Annotated in this window: 16 protein-coding genes; 8 read left to right on the top strand and 8 right to left on the bottom strand. The window is 69.6% G+C overall.

Going from position 1 to position 17,077, the window contains the following annotated elements; all coding sequences use genetic code 11:
- Window positions 1–16 precede the first annotated feature (16 nt).
- Window positions 17–874, bottom strand: coding sequence for an alpha/beta hydrolase (locus ACIHFB_RS09145; RefSeq protein ID WP_365278319.1), 858 nt, complete (start codon window positions 872–874; stop codon window positions 17–19).
- A gap of 290 nt (window positions 875–1,164) precedes the next feature.
- On the opposite strand from ACIHFB_RS09145, the gene ACIHFB_RS09140 reads away from it, so the two are divergent.
- From ACIHFB_RS09140 to ACIHFB_RS09130, 3 genes are read left to right on the top strand one after another with little or no spacing between them, the layout of a single operon-like run.
- Window positions 1,165–2,337 (top strand): glutamate-cysteine ligase family protein, encoded by a 1,173-nt coding sequence (locus ACIHFB_RS09140; protein WP_365278322.1) that lies wholly within the window; start codon window positions 1,165–1,167, stop codon window positions 2,335–2,337.
- A 35-nt stretch (window positions 2,338–2,372) separates the two neighbouring features.
- Window positions 2,373–3,425: a DUF2332 family protein gene (locus ACIHFB_RS09135; protein ID WP_365278325.1), complete on the top strand. Its 1,053-nt coding sequence runs from the start codon at window positions 2,373–2,375 to the stop codon at window positions 3,423–3,425.
- The gene (locus tag ACIHFB_RS09130) at window positions 3,422–4,558 is read left to right on the top strand and encodes a hypothetical protein (protein ID WP_365278327.1); all 1,137 of its coding nucleotides are present in this window, start codon (window positions 3,422–3,424) and stop codon (window positions 4,556–4,558) included. The genes ACIHFB_RS09135 and ACIHFB_RS09130 overlap by 4 nt, the downstream gene beginning before the upstream one ends.
- Here the strand turns inward: ACIHFB_RS09130 and ACIHFB_RS09125 are convergent.
- On the bottom strand, window positions 4,521–6,596 hold the full coding sequence (locus ACIHFB_RS09125; RefSeq protein WP_365278330.1) for a bifunctional glycosyltransferase 87/phosphatase PAP2 family protein: 2,076 nt from the start codon (window positions 6,594–6,596) through the stop codon (window positions 4,521–4,523). The two genes, ACIHFB_RS09130 and ACIHFB_RS09125, sit on opposite strands and share 38 nt — an antisense overlap.
- Before the next feature lie 388 nt (window positions 6,597–6,984).
- On the opposite strand from ACIHFB_RS09125, the gene proP reads away from it, so the two are divergent.
- Window positions 6,985–8,343, top strand: a complete 1,359-nt coding sequence (gene proP / locus ACIHFB_RS09120) for a glycine betaine/L-proline transporter ProP (RefSeq protein ID WP_365278333.1) — start codon at window positions 6,985–6,987, stop codon at window positions 8,341–8,343.
- A gap of 390 nt (window positions 8,344–8,733) precedes the next feature.
- Here the strand turns inward: proP and ACIHFB_RS09115 are convergent, their stop codons facing one another.
- Together ACIHFB_RS09115 and ACIHFB_RS09110 are read right to left on the bottom strand one after the other, a co-directional pair.
- Window positions 8,734–9,144 carry a VOC family protein gene (locus ACIHFB_RS09115; RefSeq protein ID WP_365278336.1) on the bottom strand — a complete coding sequence of 137 codons (411 nt, stop codon included), beginning with the start codon at window positions 9,142–9,144 and terminating at the stop codon, window positions 8,734–8,736.
- 34 nt (window positions 9,145–9,178) lie between these two features.
- Window positions 9,179–9,586 (bottom strand): AraC family transcriptional regulator, encoded by a 408-nt coding sequence (locus tag ACIHFB_RS09110; RefSeq protein ID WP_365278339.1) that lies wholly within the window; start codon window positions 9,584–9,586, stop codon window positions 9,179–9,181.
- An 80-nt stretch (window positions 9,587–9,666) separates the two neighbouring features.
- Between ACIHFB_RS09110 and ACIHFB_RS09105 the strand changes: the two genes are divergently transcribed.
- On the top strand, window positions 9,667–10,830 hold the full coding sequence (locus tag ACIHFB_RS09105; protein WP_400126111.1) for a DUF2330 domain-containing protein: 1,164 nt from the start codon (window positions 9,667–9,669) through the stop codon (window positions 10,828–10,830).
- A gap of 100 nt (window positions 10,831–10,930) precedes the next feature.
- On the top strand, window positions 10,931–11,602 hold the full coding sequence (locus ACIHFB_RS09100) for an O-methyltransferase (protein ID WP_365278345.1): 672 nt from the start codon (window positions 10,931–10,933) through the stop codon (window positions 11,600–11,602).
- 16 nt (window positions 11,603–11,618) lie between these two features.
- Here the strand turns inward: ACIHFB_RS09100 and ACIHFB_RS09095 are convergent, their stop codons facing one another.
- Window positions 11,619–12,011, bottom strand: coding sequence for a hypothetical protein (locus tag ACIHFB_RS09095; protein WP_365278347.1), 393 nt, complete (start codon window positions 12,009–12,011; stop codon window positions 11,619–11,621).
- A gap of 97 nt (window positions 12,012–12,108) precedes the next feature.
- Here ACIHFB_RS09095 and ACIHFB_RS09090 point away from each other — a divergent pair, with 97 nt between their 5' ends.
- Window positions 12,109–12,537, top strand: coding sequence for a DUF1992 domain-containing protein (locus ACIHFB_RS09090; RefSeq protein WP_365278350.1), 429 nt, complete (start codon window positions 12,109–12,111; stop codon window positions 12,535–12,537).
- On the opposite strand, the gene ACIHFB_RS09085 is transcribed toward ACIHFB_RS09090, so the two are convergent.
- The 3 genes from ACIHFB_RS09085 to ACIHFB_RS09075 all read right to left on the bottom strand — a co-directional run bounded on the left by ACIHFB_RS09085 (window position 12,526) and on the right by ACIHFB_RS09075 (window position 15,877).
- Entirely contained in the window at window positions 12,526–12,906 is a 381-nt protein-coding gene (locus tag ACIHFB_RS09085) for a hypothetical protein (protein ID WP_400126109.1), read from the bottom strand. The genes ACIHFB_RS09090 and ACIHFB_RS09085 overlap by 12 nt on opposite strands.
- Window positions 12,907–12,910: 4 nt before the next feature.
- Complete coding sequence (locus tag ACIHFB_RS09080; RefSeq protein ID WP_400126108.1) at window positions 12,911–13,492, bottom strand: hypothetical protein; 582 nt, start codon at window positions 13,490–13,492, stop codon at window positions 12,911–12,913.
- 309 nt (window positions 13,493–13,801) lie between these two features.
- The gene (locus ACIHFB_RS09075) at window positions 13,802–15,877 is read right to left on the bottom strand and encodes an MDR family MFS transporter (RefSeq protein WP_400126106.1); all 2,076 of its coding nucleotides are present in this window, start codon (window positions 15,875–15,877) and stop codon (window positions 13,802–13,804) included.
- Between the two features lie 162 nt (window positions 15,878–16,039).
- Between ACIHFB_RS09075 and ACIHFB_RS09070 the strand changes: the two genes are divergently transcribed.
- Window positions 16,040–17,077, top strand: coding sequence for a peptidoglycan-binding protein (locus ACIHFB_RS09070; protein ID WP_400126104.1), 1,038 nt, complete (start codon window positions 16,040–16,042; stop codon window positions 17,075–17,077).

Raw genomic sequence — 17,077 nt, 5'->3', positions numbered from 1 at the left:
GACGGGGAGTCCGTCGTCACCCGATCTCCTTCAACTCCCTTGACAGAAACTCGTTCTCAATGAGCTCGAAATGATCGAGTTCCGTGATGTTGAGGGATACATCCGTCGCGTGCGGGTGATAACGCCGCACCGCATTCTTCATCCCCGGGAGGTGCTTCCCGTAATCGGCGGAGAGAACGATATTCACCACATCAGCGATTTCGGCAACACGAGCGACACGGGCACCAAACTGATCGTATCCAACCGGCTCCCAGTAACGGATCATGTCGTTGGCGAGCCGATGCACCTGACCGAAATCCTTCGACGAAATCTTGATGACATAGCTGCACAGCGAACGCAGCACTTCACGATCCTGCGCCAGACCGACCAGCTCTTTCAACGCGGGTGTGGGATCACGACGGTCGGCGGATGCGAAAAGGCGTGAGATCGTCATGGTCGACTGATTCACGTTGGGGTCCAGCAGAAGAACACCGGAGACCGGCGGGCGCCTGCGGCCCGGCTCGGCCGTCCACAACTCCGCGAGCTGGAGCACGAGATCGGCCCCCAGGGAGAACCCGACGAGGTCGATCCGCTTGTCCGGATTCTCACGGCTGACCTGTTCGACGAGGTCAGCCACCATCTCGACATGCCGGCTCGCGGGCACGGGAGGCAGCGGATCCGGGTGCCCCGGGGCGTAGCCGGCCAGGCTGACGGCGATGCCATGGGTGTCGTGGGTCTCCAGGTACTCCTGATAATCGCGCTCGTCCAGCCCCAGCCCGTGAAAGAACATACTGATCCCACGAGAATCGGCCACTCTCTCCAAATAGGTCAACTGACCGAAACGCTTGTGCGCAACGTGACCGGAGGATGAAACGGTAGCCATGGATTCAGTCACTCTCTTCATGGGTAGCTGACGGACCCCGTTGCCGGAGACCCAAGACCATAGTCCAATACCCGGCCCACATGGGCAGGAATCCAGCTTTTTTCCGGCCCGGGCATACCCCCACGCCTCGCACCCTGGACGCGGGTAAAAAGGATCTGGCGTAATGATGGCTGTACGACTTGACCAGCCATCGACCGGGGGCGTGCTTCTTGGAAAGTGCGTTGAGTGCGTTGAGTGAGTCGGAAGCGAAACGAATGATCTTCGAGCATTCGCTGTCGCGAAACCGGGTGGGGCGGATAGGAGTGGAGCTTGAATGGTTTCTTCAGCCGGTCGACGACCCGGCACGCCGCCCCCGCCCCGAGGAACTGACAGAGGTCGATCGCGTGGCCGGGCGGACCCTCCCGGACGGCGGCCAGGTCTCCTGGGAGCCCGGCGGGCAGCTGGAGTTGAGCGGTCTGCCGTACTCCTCACTGCAAGGCTGCGTCGATTCCGTGGCCGCCGATCTGGCCGTTCTTCGATGCCGGGCGCGGGAGGCGGGGATGCGGCTGGTGGGAGCCGGGCTGGACCATCGGCCTCCTCGGTTCAGCGTCGCGCTGCCGCGCTACCAGGCGCTGAAGCGCTACTACGCGCACCTCGGCAGCGCCGGTGACACTCTGCTGTGCAACACCGCTTCCGTGCAGGTGAACGTGGATGCCGGGGACGGCTCGGACGGGTGGCGGGGACGGTCCCGGAGATGGCTGATCGCCAACTCGCTCGGTCCGCTGCTGATGGCGATGTTCGCCAACTCCCCTGTACTGGAGGCACATGGCCCCCGTGAGGTGGCCGCGCTGTCGGGGCGGCAGCTGCTGCGTTTCCATACCGACCGGTTCCGCAGCGGACCGCTGCCGTCGGGCAGTGATCCGCGCAGTGTGTGGACCCGGTACGCCCTGGACGCCCAAGTCGTGGCCATACAGCGGACGGACTTCGACCCGGCCGACGACCGCACGGCGGTCTGGGAGCCGGCGCCCGCCGGGCTGTCCCTCAGACGGTGGCTGCGCGGGAACGGCCCGCGGGCCGTGGGGGTCGACGATGTCTTCCATCATCTGAAGTCCCTGGTTCCGCCGGTTCGGGCCTGCGGCCATCTGGAACTGCGCATGCTCGACGCCCAGAGCGGCGACGACTGGGTGGTGCCCGTCGCGGTGGTGGCCGCGCTCATGGACGACGAGGCCACGTCCGACGCGGTCGCCTCGCTGATCGGCACCGCCGCGTCGGCGCCCACCCGCCAGGACTGGATCGACGCCGCACGGCACGGTCTGACCGACCCCGATCTGGATGCCCTCGCACGGACGGTCGTCCGGCTGGCCCTGGCGGGGTTGTGGCGGCTGGGCGTCGCCCCGGAGGTGTTCGGCGCGGTGGAGCGGTTCGCCGCGCACTACACGTTGCGCGGGCTCTCCCCCGCGCAGCTGCGGCTGCCGAACCGCATGGCGGTCGCGTGACCTCCCGTCCTCCGTCTGCGAAGGAGTGCAGGCTCGTGCTCTCAACGCGCAAGGAGTCGCTGCTCACGGCCCTGGCCGACATGCGGCAGCACCAGCAGGGCAACCACGGCTGGTCCCTGTTCCACGAGTGCCTGAGCGAGGTGGCCCGGTCCGAAGCCTCCGCCGGGCTCGACCGGTTGCTGTCCGCGATGTGGCAGCGGCGGCCCCACATCAGCGACGCCCACGCCATCACCCTGCTCGGCATCGCCGTCCGGCAACTGGCGCTCCAGGACAGCAGGCTGGCGGATGTGTTCCGCCCGGAGCTGTCCTCCACCCATCGGGTGCCGGCCCTCGCGGACGCCCTGTCGGAACGGGCGTCCGACGTCATGCGTCTGATGGACAGTCACTCGAACTCGTACACCGGAGCACGTCGGTTCCTGCTGCCGCAGCTCGTCGTCGGAGCCTTCGCCGCGTTCCGGGACCTCCGGCAGGTCCGTCTCCTCGACCTCGGAACCAGCGTCGGGCTGCTGCCGCGCCAGCTGAACAACAAGGTGGTCTACGACCGTTTCGCGGGCGATCTGCGCTGGCGGCCCGCGCCGCTGCCGTTCCGGACGATTCCGCTGGAGTTCGTCGGCGGCGTGGACCGTCCGCCGCTGCCGACGCTCGACTGGGTGCGCACCTGCCACGGCCCCTCGGACTACTACGAGCAGCGCTTCGAAGAGGTGCAGTGGTCCCTGGGCCAGGCGGAGGAGGCGGGCACGCGAATGGTTCTGCGGCCGCTCGACATCCTCGACTTCCCCGCCCTTGCCGCCTATCTGCGCGCCCATCGCATCAACGTGGTGACGTGCAGCTTCGTGCTCTATCAGTACGACGACGACACCAGGAACCGGGTCATCGAGACGGTGATGGGAGCCCTGGGGACTCCGGGCATGCTGCTGAGCATGGAGCCCAGCCATGCGCTGGCGCGGATGGGCAGCGTCGTCCACGCCTATCAGGACGGCAGCACACGGCCGTTGCACGTGGCCGATGTGTCCGACGGGCACTTCATGGGAACGGTGACCGTACGCAACGGCTTGACGGAGCTGGTGGGGCAGGGTGGGGGACAATGATCCACAGCTCGCAGTTCGTCGAAAGGGCGGCCGGATTCGCCCGTCGGCACAGAGCGGCCGTGACGCTGGTGGGCGCCGTCGTGGGAACCGCCATCGGCATCTACAGCGACGAGGCGCGGTCCGTGATCGGCTGGACGTGGAGTCATGTGGTGGCCGGCGGCACACTCGTGATCCTGGCCGTGGCAGGCGTCTTCTCGGTCGCCTGGTGGGCCCGCGGACTCGCCGAACGGCGCCGTGAGTTACGCCGGGAAGTGGTGCGGCATTCCTTCGACATCCACGCCGACGACTTCGAGGAGGACCTTCCCTCGGACAATGCCGTGATAGGCCGACAGCTCTGGTATCTGGAGCGTCGTACGGAATCCTCCGATCTCATCATCCTGTTGCACGGACTCGGCCTGGACGCCGATGATTTCCGTCCGTTCATGAACGTCGCCCGGCAGCACACGGCCGCCATCACGCTGTTCGGTCACAACGTCGAGGAGGCGCGGGACCACCGCTATCGCCCGATCGGCATCGCCGCCCACACGGACCTCATCAGCGGGGCCATCAACAACCTCCAGCGGCAGTACCCGTACAAGCGGATCACTCTTGTGGGCTTCTCGGTCGGCTGCGACATGCTGTTCCGGCTCGCCGAGTTGTGGCGGGACCACCCGGAGCGGCAGCCCAAGCTCAAGTCGGTGCTGCTGCTCGACCCGAACATCAACCACTCGACGATGGTCATCTCGGGGAAGATAGCCCACCTCAACCCGGAACAGCCGCTGGCCGAACTGAAGCGCATCACCCAGATTCCGGAAGCACTCATCGAGTTCCAGAACGTCTGCGAATACCTCCACAAGATCAGCGGAAAGAACCTGGCGCAGGTCCAGCGCCACGCGGCGGACTTATGGAACTACTGGGAGCCGGACGGCCGTTATGACCTCTTCTTCCAGCGCATCGACCGCATCAGGTCCATCAGCGACAGAACCCGCGTCTTCTTCTCGATTCATTTCGAGCAGAGGTTCAACGACGTCGTCGCACTGGCCCGTCAGCGGGGCATCCGGCAGGTCTTCGATCTGCGCAGGGTGGACCACTTCGAGTTCTGCCAGGACGGCTTCCTCAAACACGAGGTGGGTGCCCTGATCCGGGGTGGGTGACGCCGCCGGAGGGCGCCAACTCCCGCTCCGGACCGACCGCCACCGCCTTAACGGTCCGTGCCCGCGGCCCCTGGAACACATAGGCCAGCCCGAACCCGGCACCCACCGCCATCGCTCCGCCCACCGCGTCGAGAATCCAGTGGTTCCCGGTCACGACGATCGCCGTGAGCGTGAAGAAGGGATGCAGCAGCCCCAGCCCCTTCATCCACCATCTCGGCGCGATGATCGCGATGACGAGGCCGCACCACAGGGACCACCCGAAGTGCAGGGACGGCATGGCGGCGTACTGGTTCGTCAGGGCGGTCAGGGTGCCGTAGTCCGGCTTGGTGAAGTCCTGGACGCCGTGCACGGTGTCGATGATGCCGAGGCCCGGCATCAGGCGCGGGGGCGCCAGCGGGTAGAGCCAGAAGCCGACCAGGGCCAGCAGCGTCGTCAGCCCCAGAGACGCCCGCGCCCAGCGGTAGTCGACCGGGCGCCGCACATACAGCACGGCGAGCACGCTCAGCGGGACCACGAAGTGGAAGGACGTGTAGTAGAAGTCGAAGAAGCCCCGCAGCCAGTCGACCTTGACCACGGCGTGGTTCGCCCAGTGCTCGATGTCGATGTGCAGGAACCGCTCCAGCGACAGGATCTGGTCTCCGTGGTGCTCGGCCGTCGCCCGGCCCTCCGCGTTGCTGCCGCCGGTCGCCGCGAGGCGGACCTTCTGGTAGGCCGCGTAGGTGACGCGGATGAGCAGCAGCTCCAGGAGGAGGTTCGGGCGGGTCAGGACCCGGCGCAGGAACGGGAGCAGGGGGACGTGTTTGAGGCGGGCCGGGACCGGTGGGGCGTATTCCGTCGGGATCGGTGCGCGGTAGTACGGCGACGTCCTGGACAGGAACGGGATGGCGGTGGCGGCGGCGAGGGCGGCCAGCAGGACTACGTTGTCACGGAGTGTGTACACCGCCGACATGTTCGGCAGCAGCATCTTCGCGGGCAGCGTCATCACGATGACCACGGCCACCGGCCAGACGTAGCGGTCGGAGGCCCGCTTGCCGACCCTGCCGACGACCGCGAGCAGCACCCACAGCAGCTGGTGCTGCCAGGTCGTCGGTGAGACCGCGATGGCCGCGCAGCCCGTGACCGCGACCGCGAGCAGCAGCTGGCCGTCCTGGGCGTAGCGCACGGCGCGACGCAGTCCGAGGACCGCGACGGTCGCGCCGAGCGCCAGGAACAGGCCGATCTCCAGCGGACCGGAGAGCCCCAGCCGCAGCAGCGCGCCGTGCAGGGACTGGTTGGCGAGGTCGTCGGCGGCGCCGCCGAGGCCGGTGCCCGCCATGTGGTGGACCCAGTAGGTGTACGAGTCGTGCGGCATCGCCGCCCAGGCGAGGACCGTGGTCGCGGCGAACGTGATCCCCGTGGACAGGGCGGCCCGGCGCCGGCCGGTGAACCACAGCAGCGGGGCGAAGAGCAGCACGGTCGGCTGGAGGGCCGCGGCGACACCGATCAGGACGCCGCTGGCGCGCTCGCCGCGGACGGCGAAACAGCCGGCCAGGACGAGCAGGACGGGGATGATGCCGGTCTGTCCCGACCAGAACGCGTTGCGCACCGGCAGCGACAGCATCAGCAGGCTGATCGCGACGGGCGCGGCCAGGATGGAGGCCCGCCAGGTCACGGGCTTGGGCAGGGCGCCGGCCACGACCAGGCCGAGCGCGACGACCAGCAGCAGGGTGGAGAAGGTCCAGCCCCAGCCGAGCGCCTGTTCGGCCGAACGGGTGAGGGGCTTGAGCACCAGGCCGCCGAAGGGCGTGCCGGTGAACTGCGTCGATTCGTACAGCGAGCCCTTCACATGGAGGACCCCTTCGGGGCCGACCCAGGTTTCGAGGTCTGTCAGCCGCTCTCCGCGCGGGGTGCTGAGGACGACGGCCACCTGTCGCACGGCGAGGATCGCGGCGACCAGCCACAGTCCCAGGCGGGCCGCGCGCAGGCGTGCCCTGGCCGTGCCGATGGCCGTCGCTCCGAACGCACCCGCCGGTCGCCCGCTGTGTTCCGCATTCGCCACGCCTCGTCGGCCTCCCGCCCCGTTCGCCCCACGCGCCACAACGCGCGAGATCACTATGCGAACCCTATGAGGCTCGCACCACCCCCGGAGTAGGACGCAGGCCACCCCCACTTCACCTGACGTCCGCTCTCCTTTTGTCCGGAAGACGATAGTGCGGGGGGAGGGAGGTTGCCTCCCCGGGGCGCGAGAAGGATCACAACTCGATCCGGTCAAGGCGCTTGCGCGATGGACGTACGTCCCTGCATACACCCCGTTTAACTGCATCGCGCATCGGCCCGGGCACGGTACGTAAGCGACTGACCTGCACCTATGGTCGATTTTCGGCCCGCCGTCACCGTCGCCGCGCGGGCCGTGTCCCTGTCCCCGTCGAAAGCAGGCGAGCGAAGCGTTGGCGACCGCCGCAGTAGCGACTCCCCCGTCCCCCGCAACCACCCCCGACGTCACCGTCACCGATCCGGCCCTCGTCCGGCGTGCCGTGAAGGCCGCCGCGCTGGGCAACGCCATGGAGTGGTTCGACTTCGGTGTCTACAGCTACATCGCGGTGACGCTGGGCAAGGTCTTCTTCCCGTCGGGCAACCCGACGGCCCAGCTGCTCTCCACGTTCGGTGCGTTCGCCGCGGCGTTCCTGGTCCGTCCGCTGGGCGGCATGGTCTTCGGGCCGCTGGGTGACCGGATCGGCCGCCAGAAGGTCCTGGCGCTGACCATGATCATGATGGCGGCGGGCACGTTCGCGATCGGTCTGATCCCGTCGTACGCCGTGATCGGCGTCGGCGCCCCGATCCTGCTGTTGGCCGCCCGGCTGGTGCAGGGCTTCTCCACCGGCGGCGAGTACGCGGGCGCGTCCACCTTCATCGCCGAGTACGCGCCCGACAAACGGCGCGGGTTCCTCGGCAGCTGGCTGGAGTTCGGCACGCTGGCGGGCTACATCGGCGGCGCGGGCCTGGTCACGCTGATGACCGCGCTGCTGTCGCGGGACGACCTGCTCTCCTGGGGCTGGCGCGTCCCGTTCCTGATCGCGGGCCCGATGGGCATCATCGGGCTGTATCTGCGGATGCGGCTGGAGGAGACCCCGGCGTTCGCGGCCGAGCTGGAGAAGGCGGAGACCGACCGCCCGAAGGTGCCGCTGCGCGACATGATCACCGGCCAGTGGCGTGCCCTGCTGCTCTGCGTCGCCCTGGTGCTGGTCTTCAACGTCACCGACTACATGCTGCTGTCGTACATGCCGAGCTATCTCACGAGCGAGCTGAAGTACGACGAGACGCACGGTCTGCTCGTCGTGCTGGTCGTGATGGCGCTGATGATGATCGCGCAGCCCTTCGCGGGCGCCCTGACCGACCGCGTCGGCCGCCGCCCGCTCATCGCCGCGGGCTGCGCGGGTTTCCTCCTCCTGTCCGTCCCGGCCCTCCTCCTGATCGGCCAGGGCAGCCTGGTCGCGGTCGGCCTGGGCATGGCAGCGCTCGGCCTGCTCCTCGTCTGCTTCACGGCCGCGATGCCGTCCGCGCTCCCCGCCCTCTTCCCGACCCGCGTCCGCTACGGCTCCCTCTCCATCGGCTTCAACATCTCCGTCTCCCTCTTCGGCGGCACGACGCCTCTGGTGGTGACAGCCTTGATCGGAGCGACGGGGAACATGATGATGCCCGCGTACTACATGATGGCGGCGGCCGTGATCGGCGGTTTCGCGGTCTGGCGCATGACGGAGTCAGCAGGCAGGCCCCTGCCGGGTTCCCCACCGTCCGTCGAGGGGTAACGCCGGCCACGCGGTTCGTCAGCCGCGGGCCGGTGGGGGCCAAGGGCTCCGCCGGCTATGCGGTTCGGCTGCGGGCCGGTGGGGGCCAAGGGCTCCGCCGGCTATGCGGTTCGGCTGCGGGCCGGTGGGGGCTGGTCGCGCAGTTCCCCGCGCCCCTTGCGGGGCGCGGGGCTGTGTCGATATGTGCAGCTTCGCCGCGCGGGCGCGACCGGCCCGGCAGCGCCCCGCAGGGGCGCGGGGAACTGCGCGACCAGCCACGACGGCGCCGCAGCCGATCGACGGCATCCCGCGGCACTACCGCTCGTCCCCGCAGGGGCGCGGGGAACTGCGCGACAAACCCCCACCGGCCCGCAGCCGACCGACGGCATCCCGCGGCACGACCCCCGCCGCTCAACCCAGCGGCTGCGTAAAGCGGATGCTGTTGCCGAACGGGTCGCGCAGACCGCAGTCGATTCCGTACGGACGCTCGGTGGGCTCCTCGGTGAACTCGACGCCCTTGCCGCGCAGCGTCTCGTACGTCTTGCGGCAGTCGTCCGTGCTGAAGATGAGGTGACCCCCCATCGCCCCCTTCGTCAGCAGCTCACGGACCTGCTGCGCGGTCTCCTCGGACAGGGCCGGCGGACCCGGCTTCTCCAGCAGGATCTGCCGCTCCGGGCGGCCGGGGACATTGACGGTGAGCCAGCGCATGAAGCCCAGGTCGGCATCGGTGTTGACCTCCAGGCCGAGCTTGCCGACGTAGAAGTCGAGGGCCTCGTCCTGGTCGAGGACGTAGATCTGCGAGTGCGTGATGGCGGTGAACATGTGCTTCACGCTACGGCGCCGGGGGCGCGAAAACTTATCCAAAACTGCTCGGTCGCGTCCACGCCTTCACAAAGCACGACGGCACGTCCAGCGCCGCCGCCCCCTTGCGGTACTCCCGCGGGGAACGGCCGACGATCTCACGGAACGTACGGCTGAAGGTGCCCGCGCTGCCGAAGCCGACGTCGAAGCAGATGTCGGTCACACTGCGGTCGGTCTCCCGCAGCAGGAACATCGCCCGCTCGACCCGGCGCCGCTGGAGATAGCGGTGCGGCGTCTCGCCGAACGTGGCCCGGAAGGTGCGGGTGAAGTGCGCCGGGGACACATGGGCGATCCGGGCCAGCGCGGGGACGTCCAACGGCTGCGCGTAGGCGCGGTCCATGGCGTCGCGGGCGCGGAGCATCCGGCGGTTGGTCTCCTCAGCGGCGCGGCTCACGAGGCCCATTACAGCTGGATCTCCACCTCCGGAACCAGCCCCTCTGCCGTACCGTCTGATCCCTGCCGGTCAAAGGAGGGCCACAGGGAATGGCGGTTCGACCACGAGGAGGGGCGAAGGCGCGCGTCCTCACCGTCATCTTCGCCCTGCTCGCCCTCCAGTTGGGCGCCCTGCTCGCCCCGGCGTACGCCTGCGGCTGCGGGGCGGTGATCCCCGGCGGACAGCGGAGCGTGAGCGTGGACCGCGAGGTCTCCGTGGTGCGCTGGGACGGCCGGCAGGAGCAGATCGTGATGCGGCTGACGGTCGCCGGTGACGCCGAGCGCGCCGCCTGGATCATGCCCGTTCCCGCCCGCGCGACCGTCCGCCTCGGCGACCCCGCCCTCTTCGACGAACTGGACCGCATCACCGCCCCCGTGCACCGCGACCGCTACCACTTCTGGCCCGAGGACGGCGACTGGCCCCTCGTCTCCGGCAACGCAGCCGGCGGTCCCCCACCACCGGGCGCCGGGCCGGGACCTCCGGGCGTCGGCGTCGTCGGCCGTCAGCGCCTCGGCCCGTTCGACGTGGCCCGGCTGACCGCGAGCGATCCGGACGCGCTCGGCAACTGGCTGTCCGCCAACGGCTTCGCCCTCCCCGCCCGCCTGGAAGGCGAACTGCGCCCCTACGTCGACCGCCGCTGGGAGTACGTCGCGGTCCGCCTCGCCCCCGAGACCGCCGGCATCCCGCTGGGCGGCATCCTGGACCCCCTCCACCTCACCTTCGCCGCCGACGAGCCCGTCTACCCGATGCGCCTGTCCCGGCTGGCGGCGACCTCGCAGTCGCTGGGCCTGTACGTCCTCGCCGCCCACCGCATGGAGCCGGAGTCCGCGATCGGCGGCGCACGTCCCCGAGTCGTCTACGCCGGCCGCGTCACCGCACGGAGCGGCCCGGTCGCCGAACTCGCCGCGGGCACCGGGTTCCTCACGGCCATCGGCCAGGAGTTCCCGCGGCCCGCCGCCATCTCCGGCGACCACGTCCTGCGCCGGGCACCGGCCGACACCGCCTTCCAGCAGGTGATCTACGAGGACCACCTCCGTACGGTCGCGGGCGTCCCGGCCTGGCTGCTGACCGTCGTGGGCGGTCTGGCCGCGACGGTCACGGCGGCGACGGTGATCTTCGTACGACGGTCCAGGCGGCGGCCGTTGCCATCGCCGCTGCCGCCGCCACCGGATGCACCCCCGCTGCCGCCCCACGCGCCTGGGCCGATCGGCTGAAACCGGCCAACAGGCCGTGCTGACAGGGAACCCGCACACGAGTACCTTCGTTAGTGCAACTAGTTAGCAGTTCTAACTAGCCATACGAAAGGCACGGTGCATGAGCGAGTCGCAGCTCTGGGACGACGTCGACTTCTACTTCTCCACCCACCTCGCACCTGACGACGAAGACCTGCACGCGGCCCTGCGCGACAGCGAAGCGGCCGGACTCCCGCACATCAGCGTCACGGCGTCCGAGGGCAAGCTGCTCCAGCTCCTCGCCCAGATCCAGGGCGCCCGGAACATCCTGGAGATCGGCACCCTGGGCGGCTACAGCACCATCTGGATGGCCCGCGCGCTGCCCTCCGACGGCCGTCTGATCTCACTGGAGTACAGCCCCAAGCACGCCGAGGTCGCCACCCGGAACGTCGCGCGTGCGGGCCTCGACAAGATCGTCGAGGTGCGGGTCGGCCCGGCCCTGGAATTGCTGCCCCACCTCGCCGACGAGAACCCGGCCCCCTTCGACCTGGTCTTCATCGACGCCGACAAGGCCAACAACCCGGGCTATGTGGAGTGGGCGCTCAAGCTCACCCGCGCGGGCAGCCTGATCATCGTCGACAACGTCGTCCGCGGCGGCCGCGTCGCCGACGCCGACGACACCGACCCGGACGTGCGGGGCACCCGCTCCGCCCTCGAACTCATCGGCGCCCACCCGAGGCTGAGCGGCACCGCGATCCAGACGGTCGGCAGCAAGGGCTACGACGGGTTCGCGCTGGCCCGCGTGCTCGCGTGACGTACCGGCACGGCACTCAAACCTCGTGATAGAAGCCGACGTTGACGCTGCGGGGCGCGGTGCGGTCCACGATGACTATCTCGCCGCTGCCGCCTCTCGGCAGCGGCACCGTCCCGCCGTAGGACAGCGGCTGCGCATGCTCGCCGACCGTCAGCCGCACCTCGGAGGACGGATCGGGCTGCGAGCCGCGCAGCCAGGTCACCTGCCAGGTGCCCTCGGGGCCGCACAGGAACTCCAGGTGGACCCGGGAGACGAACAGCCACTCGTCGGGCGTCGACAGCCTGCACACCGTCTTGTCCCGGCCCACCCGCAGCACGGCGCCCGGGTCACTGGGTGCGTCGGCCATGAGCATGCCGGCCGTGGCGCCCGCGTCCGCCGCGGATACGGCGGCCATGGTGAGTTCGAGCACGTGCGTTCCTCCTGAGGTGTCCTGGCACAGCAAGTGTCCCTACGTAGCCGCCGCATGATAAATCGCCCGGCCCCACCGCGTCCGGCACAATGGACTCATGACCGAGCGAAAGCCACCGGGCGTGGGGTTCGAGTCCTGGGTCGACAAGCAGATCCGCGACGCCGAGCAGCGTGGGGAGTTCGCCCAGTTGCCGGGTGCGGGAAAGCCGTTCCCGCCGGGCTCCGACGCTCCGTACGACGAACTGTGGTGGATCAAGCAGAAGATGGCCCGCGAGGGGTGGTCGGTGCTGCCGCCGTCACTCGCGCTGCGCAAGGAGGCGGAGGACGCCCTGGCGGCCGCCCTGGTCGCGCCGTCGGAGCGGATCGTCCGGAAGATCATCACAGACGTCAACGCCAAGCTCCGCGACATGATGTTCAAGCCGCCGCCCGGACCTCCGCTCGGAATGAAGCCGTACGACGTCGAGGACGTCGTACGGCAGTGGCGGGAGCGCCGGGCGGCGGACGCGGCGGACGGTTCAGACGCGTAGCAGCCGATCGGCCAGCTCGCGGTAGTCCCGCAGGGCGAGGCGGAGTTGCTCGGTGTCGGGCACGCCGGCCTTGTCGGCGGAAGCTTCGGTGGACGTTTCGGTGGACGTTTCGGTGGACGTTTCGGTGGACGTTTCGGTGGACGTTTCGGTGGACGTGGACTGCCAGGACCTGCGCAGAGTGCGGCGACGCTGGGTCAGGGCGTCGGAGATGCGCCCGGTGATCTCCTCGACCACCCGGTCGACCTCCTCGACGGAAGTGCGGGGCGCGTCGATGAATCCGGAGACCGCGTGGTGAAGGCGCTCCGCGAGCTTGTCGCGCTCGTCGTGCGGGAGGAGCGGGGGTGTCGCCTGGGGCAAGGTCTGCGGCATGGTCTCAACTCCTTTGCAGCTGCTTCGTTTCGGCCAGGTCCTCGAAGAGCGCCCGGGCCTCGATCAGGGCCTGACGCATCTCCTCCGTGTTGGCGCGGCCGTCTCCGTCGGCGGTCACGCGCGCGTGGGCGAGGCGGTGAACGCGCCGGTAGCCGTGCACATGGTCCGCGTGGTGCACGGACAGCGCGGCGAGCTGCTCCTCGTACTGCTCGCCGTCCGGGAACCCGCGGGACCCGGCCAGCTCCGCGAGCAGCCGGTCCGCCTCGGTGAGCGCCTCCCGCGGGGAGTCGACGAACCGCTCCTGCGCGGCGGCCCAGCGGGTCGCGTACTGCTCCCGCACGGCCGGCTCCAGGGGCTGTTCCTTCAGCCCCCCGTGCCGCTCCACCCGCTCGGCCAGCTCACGCTCAGCCGCCTGCGCGTCTCCGTCGTGCCGGGCCACGGTCCGCTCGTACTCCGGCCCGAAGCGCTTCTTCAGATCCCTGCCGCCACCGAACGACATCCGGCCACGCAGGTTCAGGAGGACGGCCGCGCCGATGACGACGACCGCCACAATCACGATCAGAACAATGATCACGCCTGTGGACATGCAGCCCGAGTAGCCCCCAAACCCCCTCCCAAACGACCCCCGACAATGACGACATGCCGACCTGGACCGACGAGCTCGCCGCCGACACGGGCAGCGAACTCACCCCGTCCATCGGGCAGTTGCTGGTGGCGCAATACGGGGGCGAGCCCGCGCCCTCGGCGCCGAGCGCTGGTTCAGCAAGCCGCTCAACTGGGGTGTGCCTGGCATGCCGGGGAAGTGGACGCCCTGAAGGGGCGCGGGGAACTGCGCGACCAGCCACCCACGACCCGCAGCCGCCGACGCTCCGAAACCACCCCTCCCCCCCACTACTCACCGGCCCGCCGACCCGTCATGCGGCCGCTCCCGCTCCGAGCCGCACAGCTCTTCGTTGAGTTCCTTGACCAGCTGGGTCAGGTCGGTGGGCCGGTCCGGGCCCCACCAGTCGCCGAGGAGATCGGTGAGGGACCCCTCGCGGGCCTGCCACAGCCGTTCAGCGACCTCGCGTCCGCTCTCGGTCAGCACGAGGTCGATGCCCTCGCGGACGCCGAGCCGTCGCTCCTCGACCTGACGGGCGGCTTCGAGGATGACGGTGACCGGGATGGAGGTGCGCTCGGCGAGAACACCGGGTTCCGCCCAGCCGTACTTCTTGATGCGCAGCAGGAGCCAACTGGCGGCGGGCAACAGGTCGTAGCCCGCCCGTTCGGTGATCGTGCGGTAGATCTCGCGGCGGCCCTCCCGGGTGCCGAGCACGGACAGCGCGCGGCACACCTCGTCGTACGAGGACCGCTCGACCGGATTGCTGGCGAGTGTCTGCGTCACATCGGGCGCCGTCACCGAGCCGCGCAGCTTGTCCTCCTTGAGGAACCAGGCCAGGACGAAGCCGAGGAGGGCGACGGGAGCGGCGTACAGGAAGACGTCGGTGATGGACGACGCGTACGCCTCCAGTGCCGGTGGTCGCATCGCGGCGGGGAGTTCGGCGATACCGCGCGGGTCGGACTCCAGGGCGTCCACCGAGACGCCGGGCGGGAGTTGGGTGCCCCGGAAGGCTTCCGTGAGCTTGTCGCCGAGGCGGCCCGCGAAGATCGTGCCGAAGATGGCGACGCCGAACGACGCCCCGATGGACCGGAAGAAGGTCGCACCGGAGGTGGCGACGCCCAGATCCTCGTACGACACCGAGTTCTGCACGATGAGCACCAGCACCTGCATGACCAGGCCGAGGCCCAGGCCGAAGACGAAGAAGTAGGCGCTCATCTCGGCGGTGGAGCTGTGCTCGTCCAGCTGGTGGAGGAAGAGCAGACCGAGCGCGGTGACGCCGGTGCCGGCGACGGGGAACACCTTCCAGCGGCCGGTGCGGCTGACGATCTGCCCGGAGGCGGTCGAGGCCAGCAGCATGCCGAACACCATCGGCAGCATGTGCACACCGGACATGGTCGGGGTGACGCCCTGCACGACCTGGAGGAAGGTCGGCAGATAGGTCATCGCGCCGAACATCGCGAAGCCGACGATGAAGCTGATGACGGCGGAGAGGGTGAAGGTGCGGATCCGGAAGAGTTTCAGCGGGAGGACCGGTTCGGCCGCCCTCCGCTCCACCGCGACGAAGGCGACGGCGAGTACGACGCCGAGGACCGCCAGGCCCACGATCTGCGGCGAGCCCCAACTCCACGTCGTACCGCCGAGCGAGGCCACCAGCACCAGGCAGGTCGCGACCGCGGCGATGAGGAAGGTGCCGAGGTAGTCGATGGCGTGCTTCTCGGTCCGGCGCGGGATGTGCAGGGCGGTCGCGATGACGGCGAGGGCGACGACGCCGACGGGCAGATTGACGTAGAAGACCCAGCGCCAGCTCAGATGCTCGGTGAACAGACCGCCCAACAGCGGCCCGAGCACGCTGGTCGCGCCGAACACCGCGCCGAACAGCCCTTGATAGCGCCCGCGTTCGCGCGGTGGCACGAGATCGCCGACGATCGCCATCGACAGCACGATCAACCCGCCGCCACCGAGCCCCTGGAGGGCCCGGAACGCGATCAGCTCGGACATGCTTTGCGCCATTCCGCACAACGCCGATCCGATCAGAAAGATCACGATCGCGATCTGGAACAGCCGCTTCCGTCCGTACTGGTCACCGAGCTTGCCCCACAGCGGAGTCGCGGCCGTCGACGCCAGCAAGTACGCGGTGACCACCCACGACAGATGGTCCAGGCCGCCGAGGTCGCTGACGATGGTGGGCAGCGCGGTCGACACGATGGTCTGGTCGAGGGCGGCCAGCAGCATCCCCAGGAGCAGGGCGCCGATCGGGACGAGGACGCTCCCGGAGACGTTCTCCCGCGCCGCGACCCCCTTCTTCGGGGGCCGCTCCGGGGGCTGTCCGTCCCGCACATTCCCCGTCCCACCGTGCGTATCCCCGGCCATGAAGACCTCCCGAGGCTCTGGTTACTCCCCCATCCTGGCCGGTGTGACCGGTTATGGCCTGTTCAATCCAGCCGGAATCCGTTATTCCGGGGCGCGTGTGGAACGTGTGGAGAAAGGGTCTGCATAATCGCTGGAGTTCGCAAGGGGAGGGAAACCAAACGCGTGGCAGAGCCGAAGGGTCACCAATGCCCGGAGTGCGGGGCGCCCAGGGGGGTCGACAACACCCCGTCCTGCGGCTGCACCGAGCGCGCGGCCGACGCCCTGCGCGATACGCGTACGGCGGAGGCGGCAGCGGCGGAGGACTTCGATCCGCTGCGCATCCGCCCCTACGTCGAACTGGACGGCGCATCGGAGCCGGCCCCGGAGGTCTCGCCGAGAGCCGCGGACCCCGACGCCACGATGCCGATCCCGGCCGTGCCGCCGGAGGCTCCCGCAATGCCGGCCCCGCTGGGAACCGCGGCGAACGAGCCCAGTACCGCCGATCTGAGCCTGTTCGCGGGCGATTCCGCCGCCTACGACGGCGGGCCCGGCACCGGCGGCCCCTTCGGCCCCGGGCCCGGCGATCCGCAGGCCGACGAGGACGACGAACCGTCCCGGCGCCCCCGCCGCACGCTCGTGCTGGGAGTGGCGGGCGCCCTCGTCACCGTCGTCACGGCGGCCGGGCTGGCGAGCGGACTCTTCTCCTACGACACACCGACCCGGGACCGCGCGGCGCCGGAGGAGGTCCGGGCGAGCGTGCCGGACAGCACGCCCAGCGCCGCCGCCGAGTCCCCGTCCGCGAGCGCCACCTCCGGACAGCCGACGTCCGCGGCACCCTCCCCGTCGGCCACGGCGAGCCGCTCACCCGCACCGACCCCGACCCGCTCGACCGCCTCCCCGACCGCGACGCCCACCGCCACGCCCACGACGGCGGCACCCACGGCGAGCGGCGCGACCGACTCCGCGGGGACGCCGGAGAACGGCCGCGAGATCGAGGACCCGGTCCTGAGCCGGGGCGACAAGGGTCCGGAGGTCCTGGAGCTGGAGCTACGGCTGACCGAGCTCAACCTCTACACGAGGGAAGCCAGGGGCAACTACAACGAGGGCGTCGAGGACGCGGTCACCCGGTACCAGCTGGCGCGGGGAGTCGTGCCGGAGGAGTACGGGGTCTACGACCTCACGACACGGGAGCGGCTGGAGTCGGAGACACAGGAGCCGTAG

It is taken from the genome of Streptomyces sp. NPDC051963, assembly GCF_044593495.1.
GTDB lineage: Bacteria > Actinomycetota > Actinomycetes > Streptomycetales > Streptomycetaceae > Streptomyces.
Note: the sequence above shows the minus strand (reverse complement) of the source record. Positions and strands in the feature narration are given on the sequence as shown.